Raw genomic sequence first — 18,416 nt, forward strand, 5'->3', positions numbered from 1 at the left:
TGTCTCTTTTATTTTAACGGTGTTACCGCATTCACCCTACGGTTAACTCGTCCACTACCTCCGCTACGCTTTTAACGCTGCGAATATTGCCGATGCCCGTCCCGAGTGAGATATAACCTTCATCGGTGTTACCTTCCAGCATACCTATACGCAGGCCGCGCAGCCCTCCCATCGTTTTTCCTAACTCCTCATTACTTGCTCCGGCTTTATCCATTGATACCAGCGTTGTTGACAGCCTGCCCGGTAACGAGCGGTAATAGTGAGGCAGCGTACGGAACAGCAACAGGTCCAGCCCGTTTGAATCAATGATTTTATCTTTGACAGATTTTGGTACGCGGCTTTCTTCGGTGCCGATAAAGACCGAACCGGCAAAGACCCCTTCGGCGCCGAGCGCGTGCGCCGCTTTTGCGGTGCGGCTGTCGGTAATACCGCCAGCAGCCATTACGGGAATATTCACCACGGAATCGGCAATCAGTGGCACGATTGAAAAGGTACCCAGTGCAGTACCCGGAAGAGTCCCACCTTCGTCAAAACCTGTAGCAACGATGATATCGGCTCCAGCTTCTTCAGCAAGCCGGGTATTTTCAGGCGTTGGGTTGATATCCCTGTAAATTACGGCAATACCCGCCGCTTTTAATTCGTTGAATAATTCGGGTATCACTGCCCCTTCACCATACCCGGTGTATACCACAGCCCTGATGCCTTCTTCTTTTATCACCTGCAAAATAGGTTGAGTCCAGATGTCATTTTCAGGCGTGGGTATCAGGTTTACGCCGAATGGCTTTTCGGTGAGCTTTTTGGTTTTGCGAATTTCTGCACGCATTTTTTCTGCCGTTTCTTCAGGGGTGAAAACAGCGGTTTCCGCGGTTAAGCCAGCGTTCGGACCCAGCACGCCCAGCCCGCCAGCGTTGCTTACGGCTGCAACTAAACGAGCATCGGTCAGCCATGATAAAGGTCCCTGGATGACAGGTTTTTCTATGCCAAGGATTTGGCAGACACGGTTATCTTTCATGATGAAATTTCCTTCATATTAGCTTGCCGCTCCGATCGGGCGGCCTGATATTTACTTTTTCGAAACGGCGTAACGAATGAAGGGAAGTGTAAGCAGGAATATTAGTTAGAAAAATAGCTAAAATTATTCATCACTGTTATAAAATCAGTAACAATCTAACCCGCATGCCTTGCCAGGTAGCAGAAGAACGATATCCTTATGCAAATAAATCTATTTGAATCTATTAGAATTTTTATAGAAATAGTTGAGTCTGGAAGCTTTACTCAGGCGGCAGAGAATTTGGGCATTCATCGTCCCGCCGTTACCAAAGCGCTACAGTTGCTTGAACGGCACAGCGGCACGCGTCTGATGCAGCGAACTACGCGCCGTATCAATCTTACGCCCGACGGGGAAGAATTTTATCGTCGTAGTAAACCCCTGCTGGCACAGGCAGATGAATTGCTGGAGTCCTTCAGCAGCGACAAAGTGTTGCACGGCCAGCTACGTGTAGATATGCCTATCGCGCTTGCAGCGCTGCTGGTCATCCCCCGGTTGCCCGACTTTTATAAAACGTATCCGGGAATTGAAATCATTCTGAGTAGTTCAGACCGTCGTCGGGATATGTTGCGGGATGGTCTGGATTGCATACTCCGGGTGGGAGAACTGGAAGATGGTGATTACATTGCTCACAGGATGGGCGATATCAAAATGACGACCTGTGCAAGTCGTGGCTATATTGCGCTATATGGCAAGCCGGAAACGCTGGAGGATTTGAAAAATCACCAGGCCATCAACTGGGTTAACAGCAGCAGTAGGCAAATTATGCCGTGGACCTTTGCGACGCCAAAGGGGATCGAGGAAATAATCCTGCCAAGTAAACTTGTCGTAGATAACTCCGAGGCATACGTGTCTGCGGGCCTTGCTGGTCTGGGGTTACTTCAGGGAATGAACGTCTTTTTAAAGCCCTATCTTGATAGCGGGCAGTTTGTTGAGGTATTGCCCAGCTATCCCTCTCCTGACCGCAACTTGTCACTTCTTTATCCACACCGCCATCTTTCACGCAGGGTACGTGTATTTACTGAATGGTTAGAAAGCTTATTGTGAAAAAGTTTTTTGCGTCCAGACGTCACATAAACTGTCGGTAAAATGAATAATTTGAAAATTGAGGAAACGTTCCAAATTTAAGGTGAGTCTCCTTAGAGATCCATGTCCGTTCCTCGCTCATAAGAGACAACCATACTCAAATCTCCCATATTGCAGGAGATTCGAGTATGAACACGTCACCGTGGAACAAAGACCGTATCGTCGGCCAAAAAAGACCACTTCAGATATCTCATATCTGGGGAATACGAATCAGGCTTGAACTAGAAGGTAAGACGCGCGATTTGGCTCTGTTCAATATGGCTTTGGACAGTAAGCTACGAGGCTGTGATCTGGTCAACCTCAAAGTATCTGATGTTGCATATAGTAGCTCGGTTTCCAGTAGAGCAACGGTGCTGCAACAGAAAACCGGTAGCCCTGTGCCATAAGAGGACATTCACAAGAGAACGCCGTCGATGCATTCCTGAACAGATGACGCATGATGTTTATTTTCGTAGGGTCACTGACAGCTCTACATTATTTATTTCAGAAAATCAGTTTAAACGGAAGGTACGCCAGTTAGCCCGATGGTTTAATAAAAATTCGCCTGGCGTGTCTGCGCTAATGTACTACTTTCAGTAAAGTGACTTTTACAGGGAGGGTCAATGAAACCATTATCGCTTTTATTATTGTCGAGCCTGACTTTAGTGGGTTGCGGCGCGAACAACACCCCTTCAAATACGCCTGTTCCGGGTGTAAAAACCTCCGTCGGGACGAGCACGCTTGAAGCCGGTGCGCAGCTTATCCAGTCCCGTCCGCCCATTGATGCAATGAGTGCCTACCTGGACGGTTTCCATTTTTATAGCGGGGATAAAAATGGCCAGATGGAAGCCCATCATTATGTAACCGTCTTGAATGAAGACGTGATGCAGGCGGTGATCTACGACGGAAACACCAAAGATGCCCGTTTAATGGGCGTTGAGTACATCATTAGTGAGCGTTTGTTTAACACACTGCCGCCGGAAGAAAAAAAATTATGGCACAGCCATCAATATGAAGTGAAATCCGGCAGTCTGATTGCTCCCGGTTTACCGGCAGTGGCTGACAAAGCATTGATGAGCAAAATTGTGAATACCTACGGGAAGACCTGGCATACCTGGCACACCGACCGCGATAAAAAGCTGCCGCTCGGCATTCCGGCTCTGATGATGGGCTTTACCGGGGAAGGGCAGTTAGACCCCAAACTCCTTGCGGACAGAGATCGACGCTTTGACGTAAGCACGCAAGCCATCAAACAAGAACGTGAGGGTATTGTGGCGCACCCCGTTGCTAAGGGAGCTGATGCCTGGCAACGTGGTGAAGAGATCCAGCTTAAGCGGGTTGAAGGCTCAGGTGAGCATGGCCAGGGAGACACAAGCCATTTCTGATATCAATAACCTTTAGGTATACCCCGGCAACGCCGGGGTTACGGTGAGTTAAATGACCAGCCCTGTTATTTTCTCGTCCTCAGACATCAGAAACGCCAGGTGGCTGAAAGATTACCTGCGATCGAGTCATAGCCAGAACGAAACATTTCGCTTTCAACCCCGATGCCCAATTCGACATCAGCGTTGATTTTATAGCTCATACCTGCCTTAACGCCCAGAGCGTCACGGCCAGTCACCTGATTCCTGGAACTAAACCCTGTGCTTCGATAGTTGGCGAAAGAGGCGTGTTGCACTACGTTGCCATCAAGCAGTTCATGATCCCAGGTAAGCTGCAACTCAGCTGCTATCGACGCCCCTGAAGCGAGGGGGACATTCCAGTTACTATTCATCCCGATACTTGATCTCAGAGAATCGAAGGTCTGCGAACCCAGCATCAGTCGGCTGCCGTCATTGCCGCTTTCCTTCACGCCGGGACGATGTAATGTGGTGTAATTCAATGAAGTTACCGGTCCGGCGTTCACATTATTATTTAGCGCCCATCGATAGCCCCCGCCGGCCGTAACAGAGCCTGACAATCCGGTCCAGGTGGCATGGTGGCTTGCTCCGTAAGTTTCTACATGAATGTTTCTGTCCAGCCAGCTGTCTTCAATACCCAATCGGCCAGTGCCGAATAAATACATTCCTTCGGACCTTTCAGCGCCGTAACGAGCATGAATACCCAGATCGAAAGCAGTGGTTTTTCCGGTTGCGGTTTCCGGTGATTTCACCGTCACCGACTGGCCGCTGATCGCACCATGGAAGCCATAAATCCAGTTGAGATTCTGATCGTTTTGTTTTTCAGCACCGAATACAATGCCATAACTGCTGGCGTCATATCCTACACTGTCACCCTGACGCTGTTGCCAGAAGCCGCCGCCAAAGGGGATGGCAAAGCTGCGCCATTCGCCTGCCGCCAGTTGCTTCGGCATAGCCACAGGATTCGGCCCGCCAACGATCCGTGCTATCTGTTGTTCACGGTGAAGGGAGCTTGCGAACATGGCGCTGTAGGCGCCCGCAGAAAGTTGCGGCAAGGCATTGCTGATACTCCCGCCATCAGTGGCGGAGAAATCCAGAGTACGGTACAGCGGTTGAATATCCGACTTGGCTTCTGCCACAATTTTATCCAGCGCTTGCCCTACCTGCCGCGCATTAGCGTCCTGCGCATACCGGCTGTATGCGTTTGAAGCGCGCAGCATTGAGAGCTGCCATTCATTCTTTCCCTGAGGCGTGGTTTGCAGCGTTAGCGTGGGTGAGCGGAGCACGCTGTTCACGGCACTGAAATTGCCGCCGGAAGAGTCTGTTTTTAGCAAATCTTGCGTATTCAGACGCCAGTTTGTGGCGTACCAGTCCGGCTGCGGCGCAAACGTCAGTTGACCGTCAAATTGTGCGTGACCGTTCACACGCAGAGTATCATGCCTGCCGTGCCCGTCGACTTCCAACAACAACTGTCCGGTATCACCCTGTTGATAAGCACCGGATAGAGTGATTTGCCCAAGGGAATTACCCGGCGCAAGGATCCCGTTATTTACAAAGCGGCCTTCCTCATTAAGCGTGTAGCTGGCGTTGCCGGACAGGCTGGCCCCTGGCGCGATAGTCATGCTGTAAATCTGAAAATCGCCATTAAGCGAGGTTTTCCCTCCGTGCGCGTCCAGTGCCAGATTATTGATACCTTCAATGTTTCCGCGGTAAGTAAAGCTGAAATCAGCATCAGCAGCTTCCGTCGCTTGCCCATACGCATTGGCCTTCCGACCGAAGGTAAGCTGTGTTAACCGCTGTTGGCCATCGTCATCCCGCTGGGCGTAGTCCGAATAAATATCACCTTCCAGCCGGGCACCCGTTAATATATTTATATTACCGACCAGCGCGTTCGGTGAAATATAAATCGCCGCGCCTTTACCGGCAACCCGTCCGCTGATGTCGGCATTATCTACCAGCGCTCCCTGCAACTCGGGTAATAACGCATCGTAATAGCCGTCCACGATATGAAGCCAGGATCCACGGTAATCCACGTCGTTACCCAGGAGGTTATTGCCAAAGTCAAAACTGATAGCGACGCCACGGGCTCCCAGTGCCTGAACGTCGCCACGTTGAATAAGGTTGTGCTGTTTACCGTAGGCAAACATCACCCCACGGCCATTTTCGCCATCGGCATATACCCGTACTCCGGGTTCAATGCTCAGGGTGTTATTTTGCCCATCTATACGGATGCCCGCGCCGCCACTCCCTGATGTCATCAGGTCCGCTTGTTGAAAGATATGGTTATTACTGCCATACACATGCAGGCCAACCCCCAGATTAGCGGTATTATATTGCCCCGCCAGATAGCCATCCGCCTGCTGATTACGCAGAAAATATCCATTGCGGTTAATGAGAGTTTGCCCGTTGCCATACAGCGAAAAACCGAAAAAGTTACGACGGTCAATCTGATATCCCATATCTTGCAGCAATGCCAGTTCCGCTTCCATAAACGTTGTGTAATTGCGGTAGTTCTGATGGCTCATCATGCTGTTTTTCAGCTCGATATGGCTCATGTAGTTATCATCGACGGAACCGTCGTCTGCTAACATTTTCACCGGTACGCCAGGCATGGCGCCTGCAAGTACTTCATCCACGTGCCTGCCGGTGAAATAGCCTTTATCGCGCCGTACATCAAAGCCTTGTGGATCCCAGGTGTTATTGCATCCATTACACAATATTACCTGCCCTGGTCGGGCAGGATTGCCACGGTCATCACGCAGATGGCTGGTCCAGGAGCCAAAAGGCACGGTATCAAAAGCGGGCGTGAATGTCCCACTGCCTTGCAGATCGGTAACCATATTGGATATTCCCAGGCCATGGGCCAGCTCATGAACAGCGACGCTGACCAGATCGGCCTTTCCAGTGCGCGGCAACTGCGAAGGCACATAGGGAACGTTATCAAAATCCAGTTTGCCCATGATGAACTGGGCATGGGAGCCAAAGGTCAGCTCTCCGGTATCAATGCCGTTCAATGCTCCCTGCAACTGCGTCAGACTCATGATGCCGTCGGTAACTGAATCGCTGGAACCTGCGGCATTCTCATCGTTAAACGTCCCCACATTGATAATGGCGGGCAGTTGCCCTGGGCTGGGGGTAATAACCTCAGCCCAGTAACGCATGGCATCAAGTATTTTTTCTTTTTGCTGCTGGCCAAGATCCCAGGTTGACTCAGACGCATTCGGCCAGTCCGGCATAAAGGGGCCGTCGCCAACATTAAAGAAACGCACTTCAAATACCGCAATATTGTGTGGGTTATAGACCAGATAGCTTTCGCCTGCATACAGATTATTACTGACAAATAAACCCGTTAATGCAGCCGTCATAAAAACCCTTTTCATATTAATCATCCTTGTCTAAAAAAGTATTGCTTACGTCCCTCAATATAAATTCACACCTGAGTTCAATAAAGCATAAACGAATATAATAATTATCGATGTGGCTTGATAATTTATAATAACGAGTGACCTTACCCTGTTATAGCCTCGTTTTTCAGGATTTTATAAACGGTGGAGCGGGCGATCCCGGATCGCAATAAACAGAAATGTACCGACATATGCAGGGGAATTAACGGATAGGGTCTGGTGCCGTGGCATAATCGACATAAGCGTGAGGCTTTACGTTACTCCACGGCACCAAAAACGATCGGACGGCTTATCAATTAAAGCCAGCGAGAGCGTTTAAGTCGTAGCCACAGTAATACACAGGCGCCCAGCGTGACAGCGATCGTAGCCGGATAGCCATAGAGCGTCTTCAGTTCCGGCATATTGTCGAAGTTCATGCCATACATGCTGAAGACTACCGTCGGGATCACGAGTATGGCCCCCCAGCCGGCCAGTTTCTTCACAACTTCGTTTTGCTGCACTGAAACCAGTGCCAGGTTAACGTGCATCGCGCTGCTAAGCAGTTCACGCATGTCATTTACATCCGTGACTACATGGCTTGCGTGGTCCTGAATATCTCTGAAATACGCCCTGAGGGGTTTTGGAATAAGTTCTTCATGTATGCGGATAAGCTCGGTACAGATTTCTTCTACTGGCTGAGCGGCGTTGCGAAGCCCGAGCAGATTACGGCGGAGGGAATACACGTCCTGAATAGCTTCACGGTCAAATTCACTGTGAAAAAGTGTCGCTTCTATATCACCAATTTTGGTGTTGAGGCGCGCAGTCAGCTCTGCATAACTGTCTACAATGAAATCCAGAATACAGTAAAGCGGATACGCCGGACCGTACGAAAGCATGTCCGGGGCGTCAGCAGCACGGGCGCGTATAGGCGCATAGCTCTCTGAAGCACCGTGGCGCACCGTAATAAGAAAGTTGCGCCCCACAAATAAATGCGTTTCGCCAAACTCAATGTTGTCACCCTGTCCACTGACGGTCTTTACAACGATAAATGCCGAGCTGCCATAACGCTCTATCTTAGGCCGCTGATGTGCGTTAAGCGCATCCTCAACGGCCAGATCGTGCAGACCGAACTCCTCCTGGACTTTATACATAAACGCCGGTTCAGGCTGCCAAAGCCCCAGCCAGATAAACGCATCGGTATCCTGGATGATTTCGCTGATATCCTCGATATCCACGGTTTCGGCAGGGCGGCCTGAACGGTAGACCATACAGTTAACAATCATTTTTTTGGCTATCCCTTAAGCATGTTCTGAGAAGCTTAACCCTTTCCGTTAAATTTCCAAATGGTGATGACTTCTAGTGTCCCCAAATCAGAGCCATGCCTTCGCTTTCAGGCCGTACGTTCTTAAAACCGAACTTTTCATATAGCGCGGGAACATTGGCTATCAGGGTAATATAGGCACCGGCGGGCACATGCTGTTCAAACCATAACATTAAATTTTGCATGATTTCTCGTCCCAAACCTTTTCCCTGATGCTCCGGGTCAACAGCAATATCAACGATCTCGAAGTTCAGGGCACCATCACCAACAATACGTCCCATCCCTACAGCATTTCCGGCACACACAATGTGTACTCCATAACAGCTTGCAGGAAGTGCGCGTTTTGCCAATTCAAGTGGTCGGGGAGTCAATCCGGCGATGATGCGTAAACGGCAAAAATCTTCTGGAAGAGGTACTGTTTCAATTACTTCATAGTTTGATTGCATAATTTAACCTAAGCAGTAGCAGGGATAATTGAAATTAACACAAGTCATGCATTAATAAAGTCTGCCAACCGGAATAATGACAACATATCGCGACTGATGCTCCGCTTCTCGCTCATAGCGGACCTTCAGCATGAGCCTGCCCACTTTGTGCCAGCCGCGGAAAACACCCTGCAAATACTCAGAAGGCCATGTTCACGCGTCGGATAAACGTCCCTTAAAAAAATCCTCTTCTATACTCAGTAACGTTTAGTGAAATATGCCGCCGTTCTTCACGCCGCATTGTTTTAATAGCGATTGTACGCGCGAACAGCAGGGGCATATATCCACGAAAACGCTTTACGTTGGTCCATTTTGCATTTTTTAGAGGGGGATCCCTGGTATGTTGCATTCTCAATCTTCGCGCGTCGGCAGTATTTTGCTGCTGCTGGCCGCGATAATAGGCTTCGCGGTGGCGCTATACGCCTGGTGGACGCCGCTCACCGGCGTCACAGGCACCATTGGCGCACTGGGCGTGGCCATTGCCAGCGCGGTGCTGGCGATACTGACCTTTATGTTACGTGCGGCATCGGGGCGCGGGGCGCGTGTTTTCATGATGATTATCACCCTGGTCGTGTTAGTGGGTATTGGTTTTGCCGCCGCGCTGCTGCACCAGTACATCATAACGGCAGCCATGGTGGTCGGCCTGATCGGTCTGATTATGCTGAGCAGCAATTCCGCCCGTTACAAACATTCCGTCCGAACCTGAGGAGCCGCCCGTGCATAACGATAAGCATTATCCCTTCATAAAAGTCGGCATGACGGCGCTGGCGCTGCTGGTCGCTCCGTTCGCGCTTCAGGCGCAGGATAAAGCCGCTGAGGCCTCTCAGGGAACCCAAGACTCGCTTAACATTGATGCCGCCGATCAGCAGGCACCCGGGACCACAAAAACCACAGACGATGCCTCAACCGGCAACGGTGACGGGCAAAAAGTCGCCTCGGCGAACCAGCCAGCGACGCCGCTGGTGCCCGGCACCGCCACCTGGGACAGCTTCCATGGGCAGCTTAACGCGCAGAAATACAGCCCATTAACCCAGATCACGGCGGATAACGTCGGTAAATTAACGAAAGTGTGGGAGTTCCATACCGGCGACGTCTCGGATGGCAAAGGCGATACGCCGGCGACCGTATGGTCCGCAACGCCCATTTTCGCTAACGACACGCTCTATATCGGCACCCCTTTCGATCGCCTGATTGCGCTGGATCCGGGCACGGGTAAAGAGAAGTGGCACTATGACACCAAATCGTCGCGCAAGGCGCTGACCCAGCCGGTGCTCAAAAACCGCGGCGTTTCCTACTGGCAGGCAAAACAACCGGTGAACGGTCAGGCATGCCAGAAAATCGTCTATATGGGCACCGTTGACGGCAAGCTCTTTGCGCTGGACGCCGATTCAGGCAAACCGTGCAGCGACTTTGCGGACAACGGCGTGCTGGATCTGAACCAGTGGAACACCGTTAACGCCAAGTATCCGCTCTCTGTCCTGCAACCGCCAACCGTCGTCGGCAACCATCTGCTGGTAGGCTGGGCCGGGAAAGACTGGGCCTATGCCGAAGCGCCTCCTGGCACCGTATTTTCATTCAACGCCCAGACCGGCGAGCGTGAATGGACTTTTGACGCGATCCCGGAAGAAATCCGCAAGCGTACCGGTACGGCCAACGTCTGGACGCACATGTCTGCCGATGAGGCCAACGGCCTGGTCTATCTCCCGGTCTCGTCTCCGTCTCCCAACTACTGGGGCGGTAACCGCGTCGACGCTATTCCGCTTGGCACCTCCACCACCGCGCTGGACATCAACACCGGTAAAGTGGTCTGGTCTCGCCAGTGGGTACACCACGACGTCTGGGACTACGACATCAACTCCGCGCCAACGCTGATGGATATCACCGTAGACGGCAAACAGATCCCAGCGCTGGTTCAGGCCACCAAGCAGGGCTTCCTGTTTGTGGTTAACCGCCTGACGGGAGAGGACGTATGGCCTATCGAAGAGCGTCCGGTTCCGCAGGGCGATGGTTCGGTGCAGGGCGAAGTGCTCTCGCCTACGCAGCCGTTCCCAACCAAACCTGCGCCGCTGCTCGACCAGTCGAAAAAGCCGGAAATCTGGAAGCTGGCGGATATCGTCGGTGGCGGCCAGTGTTCCCGCCTGTGGGATAACCTGACCTATGAGGGAATGTACACCCCGCCGACCACCAAAGGCGAAGGCACGCTTACCTATCCCGATAGCGCCGGCGGCGTGCAGTGGGGCGGGGTGGCGTTCGATCCGCAAAAACAGATCGCCATCGTCAATACTTCGCATATCGTCCAGTACGTGAAGCTTTACAGCCGTGAAGATTACGATAACGCGGACAAAGACTCCGGCAACGAAAGCGGTTTTGCCCCACAGGAAGGCGCCCCGTACGGCATGCGTCTGCTGGTGGCGAGCAACTGGCTGGGCATGCCGTGCTGGAAGCCACCGTTTGGCGAAATCGTGGCGCTGGATATGCACACGGGCGATGTGAAATGGCGTCGTCCGGTTGGCGCCTCACAGCAGTATGGCTTCTTCATGCCGGAAAGCTGGGGTTCGCCTACCATTGGTGGCCCGGCCGTGACGGCGGGCGGCGTGATCTTCATCGGTGCCTCTATGGATGCCAAAGTGCGCGCCTACTCGGTAGAAACCGGTGAAGAGCTGTGGTCCGATCAGGCAGAAGCCCCGGCGGTAGCGAACCCGTCCATCTATGAATATAAAGGCCGCCAGTACGTGGCCTTCGTGGCGGGCGGAAACACGATCCTGAAGGACCAGGTAGGAGACCAGGTAGTGGTTTACGCGCTGCCTGAATAATGTTGCCCGGGAAGGGGGAAATAAGCGTGGGGCCTGCGGGCCCCACTTTATTTTGCCTCTGCCGTTTTACCGGCGCGCTTATTTATCGGCTGATGCCCCGGCGCGGGTGGACATCTGCTCTGCGGACTTCAGGTGCTGCTCAACGACCGGAGTGTGCTCGTTGGCCAGGGCCTTCACATCCGGATCGCTGATTTTACTGGCGTCGCTCTGTAGCTTCGACAGCACGTTCTGGTGGTCTTTCACACCGGCGTATTCCATATACATCTTGTCAAAGGCGTCACCGCGCTGGTTTTCCAGCCTCGACGTCAGGGCCTTATGCGCGGCGTCGGGCTCGGTCGGCAGCTCTACGCCCTTTTTCTGGGCCACGGCCTGGACTTTGGTCAGGGCGGCGCCGTGATCGTCGACCATTTTCTGGGCGAATGTTTTCACGTCGCTGGTTTGAGCCTTGTCGAGGGCGAGCCTGGCGGCGGCAACTTCATTGATATTTGCCTGCGCCATGTCCTTCAACGCATTTTCGTCGCCGGCGCTGAGTTTAGCGTCTGATTGAGCCTGGCCCGCAGCGCTAGTCTGCGCGGCGCCTGTCGTCTGAGCGTGTACGCCAACGGTGCTGAACATTGCTGCAACTGCTGATACGGCTAGCAGCCTTTTCAGGGTTTTACTCGTGTGCATATTGTTCTCCTGATGGTCATGGTACAGGTGAGTTTGAGTTGCTTTATGCGCAACCGGGCAGATAAGTGATAACTACCCCGGTCAGTATAGTAGATGAACCTGCTGCGCCCGCAGTTTACGCGTCAGCATGGCCGGTAATCATGATCAATGGCGCGCTTCTTATTGCTCAATTCTTCTACAAAATTGATACGGATCATTTACATATTTGGTGCTAATGTTAAATATATAAATTCATCAACAGGAGGAATGATATGAAAAAAGCACTATTAGGGACTGTATTGGCTTTAACGGTAGCAAGCTTTGGCGCATCTGCGGCAGATATGATTTCCAAGGATGAAGCGCACCACTTCAAACTGGAATATCTGGGTAACGTATCTGTAGGGGCTTCAGGTGGGCAAATTTCTTCACCTTCAGATCTTCATGAAAAACTCTCAAAACTGGCAGACGAGAAGGGCGGGAAATACTACGTCATCATTGCTGCTCGTGAGCATGGTCCGAACTTCCAGGCCGTAGCGGAAGTTTTCAAATAATCTTCACGATTAACATGCAAACCCGCTTATGGCGGGTTTTTGCTTATTTACTGCCAAAAAAATGCCCCTGATGCGGGGCGAGTTTGAGTCAAATCTTTTCTTATGTTTATGTGCTCTAAGGCGTTGGGACAATAACACCTTGAAGAAATAATGCAATCTAAATGCATATTTTAAATGCAAGGCTCAGCTGGAGGCGAAGGCAGCAGACGTAACGCAGATAGTCTACGCTTTACATAAGCTTATGGTAAAAGCCAGTTAGAAAATGGAAACAGTAAACGGTCGCAAGAGGTAAACATGAAAGTTGACGCAATGACGCAAAAGGCAGAAGAAGAAATTTCAGCGCTTATAGCCAAAAAAATTGCAGAGCTACGAAAAAAAACAGGGCAGGAAGTGTCTGAAATTGAGTTTACTGCGCGTGAGGCCATGACAGGCCTTGAAGGGTATGAGGTAAAAATCAAACTCCTGTAATCGTCTTTTCCTGAAATGGTCGCTCATGTGGCCTTTTCTATAACCGTAAAAGAGAACCGGGCATAGCGCCCGGTTTTTTATGGATAATCAACGTCTTTATGAGCGAATAAATGCCAGAATATCGGCATTTATGGTATCGGCATGCGTGGTATGCATCCCGTGCGGGAAGCCTGGATAAATTTTAAGTTCGCTGTTCGCAAGCAGCTTGTCCTGTAGAAGGGCGGCATTTTTATACGGTACGACCTGATCGTCATCGCCCTGCAACACAAGGACAGGAACCGTGATGGCTTTGAGATCGTCCGTCTGGTCGGTCTCTGAAAACGCCTTAATGCCTTCATAGTGGGCTTTGGCGCTACCGATCATACCCTGACGCCACCAGTTCTGGATCGTGCCCTGCGAAACCTCAGCTCCGTCCCGGTTAAATCCATAGAACGGACCGCTGGCGACGTCGAGGTAAAACTGGGCGCGGTTAGCTGCCAGCGCCTGGCGGAAGCCGTCGAACACCTCAATGGGCGTTCCGCCGGGGTTAGCGTCGGTTTTGACCATCAGCGGTGGAACGGCGCTAACCAGTACCGCTTTGGCCACTCGCCCCTGAGGCTGACCGTACTTCGCAACGTATCTGGCGACCTGGCCTCCGCCGGTGGAGTGGCCGACGTGCACGGCATTACGCAGATCGAGGCTTTCAACCACGGCCGATGCGTCGGAGGCATAATGATCCATATCGTGACCTTCACTCACCTGATCGGAACGACCATGACCGCGACGGTCGATGGCGATGACGCGGAAGCCTTCGGCAAGGAAAAAGAGCATCTGGTTATCCCAGTCATCGGCGCTCAGCGGCCAGCCGTGATGGAAAACAATAGGCTGCGCCTCTTTCGGACCCCAGTCTTTGTAATAAATACTGACACCATCTTTCGTTGTTACGAATGCCATATTTCAGACTCCTCTGCTAATGGCAAAAATGTGTGAAGGCTAAGTAAATAGCCCAGCATTTAAGAACGTAATAAAATTGACTTATATTAACCTTATTACCGATATATCCGCTTAAAGTGTAGAAGGGTTCCTGAAAACAGTTATAGGTTTATTTTATAAGGTCATTATAAATTTTAAACGAAATAGCCCCTATACATGCCGGGGCACTGTTATTTTTCCGATGGGCTTATTATTGGCCGGGCAGAGGTCACCGCCGCCCGGCCTGACGGGCTTAAACGATCGCGTTAGGGCACGGTTCGCCCTTATCAAGCTGCTGTAAATTGCCCAGCGTGGTTTCCGAAATGCTGATCAGCGCTTCGGCGGTCAGAAACGCCTGGTGTCCGGTAAACAACACGTTGTGGCAGGCCGACAGGCGACGGAATACGTCGTCCTGGATCACGTCGTTAGATTTATCCTCAAAGAACAGATCGCGTTCGTTCTCATACACGTCCATACCCAACGCGCCGATTTTTTGCGTTTTCAACGCTTCGATAGCGGCCTGAGAGTCGATCAGTCCGCCGCGGCTGGTGTTAATGATCATCACGCCGTCTTTCATCTGGTCGAACGCCGACTGGTTAAGCAGGTGATAGTTTTCAGGCGTCAGCGGGCAGTGCAGGGAGATGACGTCCGACTGGGAGAAAAGCGTCTTCAGATCGACATACTCCACCCCCAACTCCAGCGCAGCGGCGCTTGGGTACGGATCGAACGCCAGCAGGCGCATGCCGAAACCTTTCAGGATGCGAAGGGCGGCCACGCCGATTTTGCCGGTACCGATCACGCCAGCGGTTTTACCGTACATGGTAAAGCCGGTCAGCCCTTCCAGAGAGAAATTAGCGTCACGGGTCCGCTGATAGGCGCGGTGAATACGACGGTTGAGCGACATCATCATGCCAACGGCGTGCTCTGCCACCGCTTCCGGAGAATAGGCCGGGACGCGCACGACCTTCAGGCCCAGCTCTTTGGCGGCATCAAGATCGACGTTGTTAAAGCCCGCGCAGCGCAGGGCTATGTATTTCACGCCCTGTTTCTTCAACTCTTCCAGCACCGGTCGGCTACCATCATCGTTAACGAAGATACATACGCCTTCACAGCCGTGGGCGGTTTTAGCCGTCTTTTCAGTCAGCAGAAAGTCGAAAAATTCAAGATCGAAACCGTACGTCTCGTTAACATGTTGCAGATACTTTTTGTCGTACTGCTTTGTGCTATATACCGCGAGTTTCATAAGACTTTCTCCAGTGATTTTGGAACCACGTTAGCATGTTTAAAATTATCTTACAATTTTTCAAAATTCATTGAAATCAATAAGTTCTATGAATTATTGTAGAGCATCTACTCTTAAAAATGGCATAACCTTCAACTGCCTGGCTAAACATGCGACAATGAGCGGCAAGAACGGCTTATTTATTTCGCAAAATCAGGATATTAACTGCCCATGAAGGGTAAATACAAAGCCGCAATCGCGCTATTACTGCTGCTGTTACTCGTGCCGCTGACGCTGCTGATGACGCTCGCCCAGTGGGTGCCCACACTCGCCGGGATCTGGCTTCCCGTTGGAACGCGCATCGCGTTTGAAAAAAGCCCGCGGCTAACGCGCCACGCCCTGATTATCCCCGATCTTCGCTATCTGGTAGAAGAGTGCGAAATTGCCCGCGTCGAAAACGTGACCCTGTCACACCCAAGCCGCTGGGATCTGGATATTGGCGCGCTTGAACTCAACTCTGTCTGCCTGAGCAAACTACCGCAATCAGCGCCTTCGACGGTGGCGCCGAAAACGCTGGCACAGTGGCAGGCCATCCTGCCCAACACCTGGCTGACCATCCACCGCTTTACTCTTTCCCCCTGGCAGCAGTGGGAAGGTGAGCTGCATGCCTCCCTGACCCCAGCCCGCCAGGACATCACCTATAAGGGGGAGCAGGTGAGTATTAAGGGGCAGCTGCGCGGCCAGACGCTTTCTGTAAGCCAGTTCGATGTACAGCTGCCGGACCAGCCTCAGCCCGTGAAGCTGGTGGGTGAATTTACCCTGCCGCTGGTGCCGGACGGCGTGCCGGTGAAGGGGCATACGGTCGCCACCTTTAACGTGCCACAGTTATCCTCGCTGGTCGATGCCGATCTGGACTGGGAGGGCAATCAGGGCCAGCTGGTGGTGATGGCGCGGGAGAACCCCGAGCCGCTGCTCGATTTACCGTGGCAGATCACCGCCCAGCAGCTAACGATCAGCGACGGACGCTGGAACTTGTCAGCCTCCGGTATGCCGATGAGCGGACGCGTCGGTCTGAAGGTGGATAACTGGCAGCAGGGGCTGGAGAAAGCTACCTTCACGGGGCGCCTCAACGTGCTGACCCAGGGGGATGCGGGTAAGGGCAACGCGGTGCTGAATATCGGTCCCGGCTCACTCAGCATGGAAAACAGCGCGATGCCGCTGCATCTGAGCGGGGAAGCCAAGCAAAACGATCTGATCCTGTATGCCAGACTCCCGGCGAAACTGACCGGCAGCCTTTACGATCCGCAGCTTACGTTTGAGCCCGGCGCATTATTGCGCTCGCGCGGGCGCATCATCGACTCGCTGGATATCGATGAGATCCGCTGGCCGCTGGCGGGCGTGAAGCTGACCCAAAAGGGCGTGGATGGACGCCTGCAAGCCATTTTGCGGGCGCATGAAAACGAAATGGGCGATTTTGAACTGCATCTGGACGGCCAGGCTAACGACTTTTTACCCGATAATGGTCTGTGGCAGTGGCGCTACTGGGGGAAAGGGAACTTCACGCCGATGAACGCGCGCTGGGATGTCCGGGGAACCGGGGAGTGGCGCGACAACGTTATTGAGCTGACGGATCTTTCCACGGGGTTCGACAAATTGCAGTACGGCACGATGCTGGTCAGCAAACCGCGCCTGGTGCTGGATCGCCCGGTGCGCTGGTCGCGCGACCCGGCTAACCCTGGCTTCAGCGGCGCGCTCGCGCTCAATGCCGGGAAAACGAGCTTCTCGGGCGGAAGTGTGCTGCCCCCGTCCGTATTGACCTTCAGCGTTGAGGGGACAGACCCGACGGTGTTCCAGTTTAAAGGAGATCTTCACGCGGACGACATCGGCCCGGTACGGGTAAATGGCCGCTGGGATGGCGAACGCCTTCGCGGTCAGGCCTGGTGGCCAAAACAGTCCCTTACGGTGTTCCAGCCGCTGATCCCGCCAGAGTGGAAAATGACCCTGCGCGGCGGTGAAATGTACGCTCAGGTGGCCTTCTCGGCGGCGCCCGATCAGGGCTTTGAGGCAGGTGGGCACGGGGTGCTGAAAGCGGGCAGCGCGTGGATGCCGGATAACGAGATTAACGGCGTTGACTTTGTCCTGCCGTTCCGCCTGAGCCAGGGCACCTGGTCGCTGGGCACGCGGGGGCCGGTAACGTTACGTATCAGCGAGGTGAAAAACCTGGTCACGGCCCGAAATATTACTGCGGATCTCCAGGGCGATTATCCGTGGACCGAAGCAAACCCGCTCCTGCTCACCAACGTGAAGGTCGAAGCGCTCGGCGGGAAAATCACCATGCAGCAGTTGAGAATGCCGCAGCACGATCCGGCGTTGCTGCGCGTGGATAATATTTCCTCCAGCGAACTGATAAGCGCGGTAAATCCGAAGCAGTTTGCCATGTCCGGCCCGGTGAGCGGTGCGCTGCCGTTCTGGCTGGACAATGAAAAATGGATCATTAAAGATGGCTGGCTGACCAACCCGGGGCCGATGACGCTGCGCATCGACCAGGACACGGCGGATGCCATTGTGAAAGACAACGTGGTTGCCGGGGCGGCGATCAACTGGCTGCGCTATATGGAAATTTCGCAGTCGTGGACGAAGCTCAATGTGGATAATCTGGGGGTGTTGACCATGCAGGCGGCCATCAAAGGCATCAGCCACGTCGAGGGCAAAAGCAGCTTCGTGAACCTGAATTACACCCATGAAGAGAATATTTTTACCCTCTGGCGCAGTCTGCGCTTTGGGGACAATTTGCAAACATGGTTTGAGCAACATGCGGCGATACCTCTTCTCCGCAGTGCGACAGGCAAGGAAAGTGAGGAACAACGATGAAAAAGAGGGCTGGTGTACTCACCGTGGCCGTCGTCGCGCTGCTGTCAGGCTGCACGCCGCGCATTGAAGTGGCGGCGCCCAAGGAGCCGATCACCATCAACATGAACGTGAAAATCGAGCATGAAATCCATATCAAAGTGGATAAAGACGTTGAAGCCCTGCTGAAGTCCCGCAGCGATCTGTTCTGAGG

At 52.7% G+C, this 18,416-nt stretch carries 15 protein-coding genes and 1 pseudogene; 9 read left to right on the forward strand and 7 right to left on the reverse strand.

Annotated elements, in window-relative coordinates:
- Positions 1–31: 31 nt before the first annotated feature.
- The gene (locus INF58_RS06485; protein ID WP_193527295.1) at positions 32–1,012 is read right to left on the reverse strand and encodes a nitronate monooxygenase family protein; all 981 of its coding nucleotides are present in this window, start codon (positions 1,010–1,012) and stop codon (positions 32–34) included.
- A gap of 198 nt (positions 1,013–1,210) precedes the next feature.
- On the opposite strand from INF58_RS06485, the gene INF58_RS06490 reads away from it, so the two are divergent.
- From INF58_RS06490 to INF58_RS06500, 3 genes and pseudogenes are all read left to right on the forward strand, one after another.
- Entirely contained in the window at positions 1,211–2,095 is an 885-nt protein-coding gene (locus INF58_RS06490) for a LysR family transcriptional regulator (RefSeq protein ID WP_193527296.1), read from the forward strand.
- Positions 2,096–2,262: 167 nt separating this feature from the next.
- Positions 2,263–2,514, forward strand: a pseudogene (locus tag INF58_RS06495) (integrase); the annotation flags it as partial.
- 222 nt (positions 2,515–2,736) lie between these two features.
- Positions 2,737–3,498, forward strand: coding sequence for an OBAP family protein (locus INF58_RS06500; protein WP_107535275.1), 762 nt, complete (start codon positions 2,737–2,739; stop codon positions 3,496–3,498).
- 86 nt (positions 3,499–3,584) lie between these two features.
- Here the strand turns inward: INF58_RS06500 and INF58_RS06505 are convergent, their stop codons facing one another.
- The 3 genes from INF58_RS06505 to INF58_RS06515 form a co-directional block, all read right to left on the reverse strand.
- On the reverse strand, positions 3,585–6,893 hold the full coding sequence (locus tag INF58_RS06505; RefSeq protein ID WP_193527297.1) for an autotransporter domain-containing protein: 3,309 nt from the start codon (positions 6,891–6,893) through the stop codon (positions 3,585–3,587).
- A gap of 320 nt (positions 6,894–7,213) precedes the next feature.
- Positions 7,214–8,179 (reverse strand): magnesium and cobalt transport protein CorA, encoded by a 966-nt coding sequence (locus tag INF58_RS06510; RefSeq protein WP_193527298.1) that lies wholly within the window; start codon positions 8,177–8,179, stop codon positions 7,214–7,216.
- Positions 8,180–8,252: 73 nt separating this feature from the next.
- Entirely contained in the window at positions 8,253–8,663 is a 411-nt protein-coding gene (locus tag INF58_RS06515; protein ID WP_193527299.1) for a GNAT family N-acetyltransferase, read from the reverse strand.
- A gap of 379 nt (positions 8,664–9,042) precedes the next feature.
- Between INF58_RS06515 and INF58_RS06520 the strand changes: the two genes are divergently transcribed.
- The gene (locus INF58_RS06520; RefSeq protein WP_063866809.1) at positions 9,043–9,408 is read left to right on the forward strand and encodes a hypothetical protein; all 366 of its coding nucleotides are present in this window, start codon (positions 9,043–9,045) and stop codon (positions 9,406–9,408) included.
- A gap of 10 nt (positions 9,409–9,418) precedes the next feature.
- Positions 9,419–11,515 carry a pyrroloquinoline quinone-dependent dehydrogenase gene (locus tag INF58_RS06525; protein ID WP_193527300.1) on the forward strand — a complete coding sequence of 699 codons (2,097 nt, stop codon included), beginning with the start codon at positions 9,419–9,421 and terminating at the stop codon, positions 11,513–11,515.
- 78 nt (positions 11,516–11,593) lie between these two features.
- On the opposite strand, the gene INF58_RS06530 is transcribed toward INF58_RS06525, so the two are convergent.
- Positions 11,594–12,184 carry a DUF4142 domain-containing protein gene (locus INF58_RS06530; protein WP_102750664.1) on the reverse strand — a complete coding sequence of 197 codons (591 nt, stop codon included), beginning with the start codon at positions 12,182–12,184 and terminating at the stop codon, positions 11,594–11,596.
- Positions 12,185–12,435: 251 nt separating this feature from the next.
- Between INF58_RS06530 and INF58_RS06535 the strand changes: the two genes are divergently transcribed.
- Positions 12,436–12,714, forward strand: coding sequence for a DUF1471 domain-containing protein (locus INF58_RS06535; RefSeq protein WP_063451437.1), 279 nt, complete (start codon positions 12,436–12,438; stop codon positions 12,712–12,714).
- A gap of 294 nt (positions 12,715–13,008) precedes the next feature.
- Positions 13,009–13,182: a GnsA/GnsB family addiction module toxin gene (locus tag INF58_RS06540; protein WP_064718041.1), complete on the forward strand. Its 174-nt coding sequence runs from the start codon at positions 13,009–13,011 to the stop codon at positions 13,180–13,182.
- 96 nt (positions 13,183–13,278) lie between these two features.
- On the opposite strand, the gene INF58_RS06545 is transcribed toward INF58_RS06540, so the two are convergent.
- Complete coding sequence (locus INF58_RS06545; RefSeq protein ID WP_112792258.1) at positions 13,279–14,115, reverse strand: alpha/beta fold hydrolase; 837 nt, start codon at positions 14,113–14,115, stop codon at positions 13,279–13,281.
- 271 nt (positions 14,116–14,386) lie between these two features.
- Positions 14,387–15,376 (reverse strand): 2-hydroxyacid dehydrogenase, encoded by a 990-nt coding sequence (locus INF58_RS06550; protein ID WP_063866805.1) that lies wholly within the window; start codon positions 15,374–15,376, stop codon positions 14,387–14,389.
- Between the two features lie 210 nt (positions 15,377–15,586).
- Between INF58_RS06550 and INF58_RS06555 the strand changes: the two genes are divergently transcribed.
- Together INF58_RS06555 and INF58_RS06560 are read left to right on the forward strand one after the other, a co-directional pair.
- Complete coding sequence (locus tag INF58_RS06555; RefSeq protein WP_193527301.1) at positions 15,587–18,226, forward strand: YdbH family protein; 2,640 nt, start codon at positions 15,587–15,589, stop codon at positions 18,224–18,226.
- Complete coding sequence (locus INF58_RS06560) at positions 18,223–18,414, forward strand: YnbE family lipoprotein (RefSeq protein WP_003857369.1); 192 nt, start codon at positions 18,223–18,225, stop codon at positions 18,412–18,414. The genes INF58_RS06555 and INF58_RS06560 overlap by 4 nt, the downstream gene beginning before the upstream one ends.
- Positions 18,415–18,416: the final 2 nt, after the last annotated feature.

The organism is Enterobacter cloacae complex sp. P24RS (assembly GCF_014982165.1).
Lineage (GTDB): Bacteria > Pseudomonadota > Gammaproteobacteria > Enterobacterales > Enterobacteriaceae > Enterobacter > Enterobacter quasihormaechei.

Coding starts and splice junctions, on each gene's coding strand:
- INF58_RS06485 (WP_193527295.1), bottom strand. CDS start 1,012: ATGAAAGATAACCGTGTCTGCCAAATCCTTGGCATAGAAAAACCTGTC.
- INF58_RS06490 (WP_193527296.1), top strand. CDS start 1,211: ATGCAAATAAATCTATTTGAATCTATTAGAATTTTTATAGAAATAGTT.
- INF58_RS06500 (WP_107535275.1), top strand. CDS start 2,737: ATGAAACCATTATCGCTTTTATTATTGTCGAGCCTGACTTTAGTGGGT.
- INF58_RS06505 (WP_193527297.1), bottom strand. CDS start 6,893: ATGAAAAGGGTTTTTATGACGGCTGCATTAACGGGTTTATTTGTCAGT.
- INF58_RS06510 (WP_193527298.1), bottom strand. CDS start 8,179: ATGATTGTTAACTGTATGGTCTACCGTTCAGGCCGCCCTGCCGAAACC.
- INF58_RS06515 (WP_193527299.1), bottom strand. CDS start 8,663: ATGCAATCAAACTATGAAGTAATTGAAACAGTACCTCTTCCAGAAGAT.
- INF58_RS06520 (WP_063866809.1), top strand. CDS start 9,043: ATGTTGCATTCTCAATCTTCGCGCGTCGGCAGTATTTTGCTGCTGCTG.
- INF58_RS06530 (WP_102750664.1), bottom strand. CDS start 12,184: ATGCACACGAGTAAAACCCTGAAAAGGCTGCTAGCCGTATCAGCAGTT.
- INF58_RS06535 (WP_063451437.1), top strand. CDS start 12,436: ATGAAAAAAGCACTATTAGGGACTGTATTGGCTTTAACGGTAGCAAGC.
- INF58_RS06540 (WP_064718041.1), top strand. CDS start 13,009: ATGAAAGTTGACGCAATGACGCAAAAGGCAGAAGAAGAAATTTCAGCG.
- INF58_RS06545 (WP_112792258.1), bottom strand. CDS start 14,115: ATGGCATTCGTAACAACGAAAGATGGTGTCAGTATTTATTACAAAGAC.
- INF58_RS06550 (WP_063866805.1), bottom strand. CDS start 15,376: ATGAAACTCGCGGTATATAGCACAAAGCAGTACGACAAAAAGTATCTG.
- INF58_RS06555 (WP_193527301.1), top strand. CDS start 15,587: ATGAAGGGTAAATACAAAGCCGCAATCGCGCTATTACTGCTGCTGTTA.
- INF58_RS06560 (WP_003857369.1), top strand. CDS start 18,223: ATGAAAAAGAGGGCTGGTGTACTCACCGTGGCCGTCGTCGCGCTGCTG.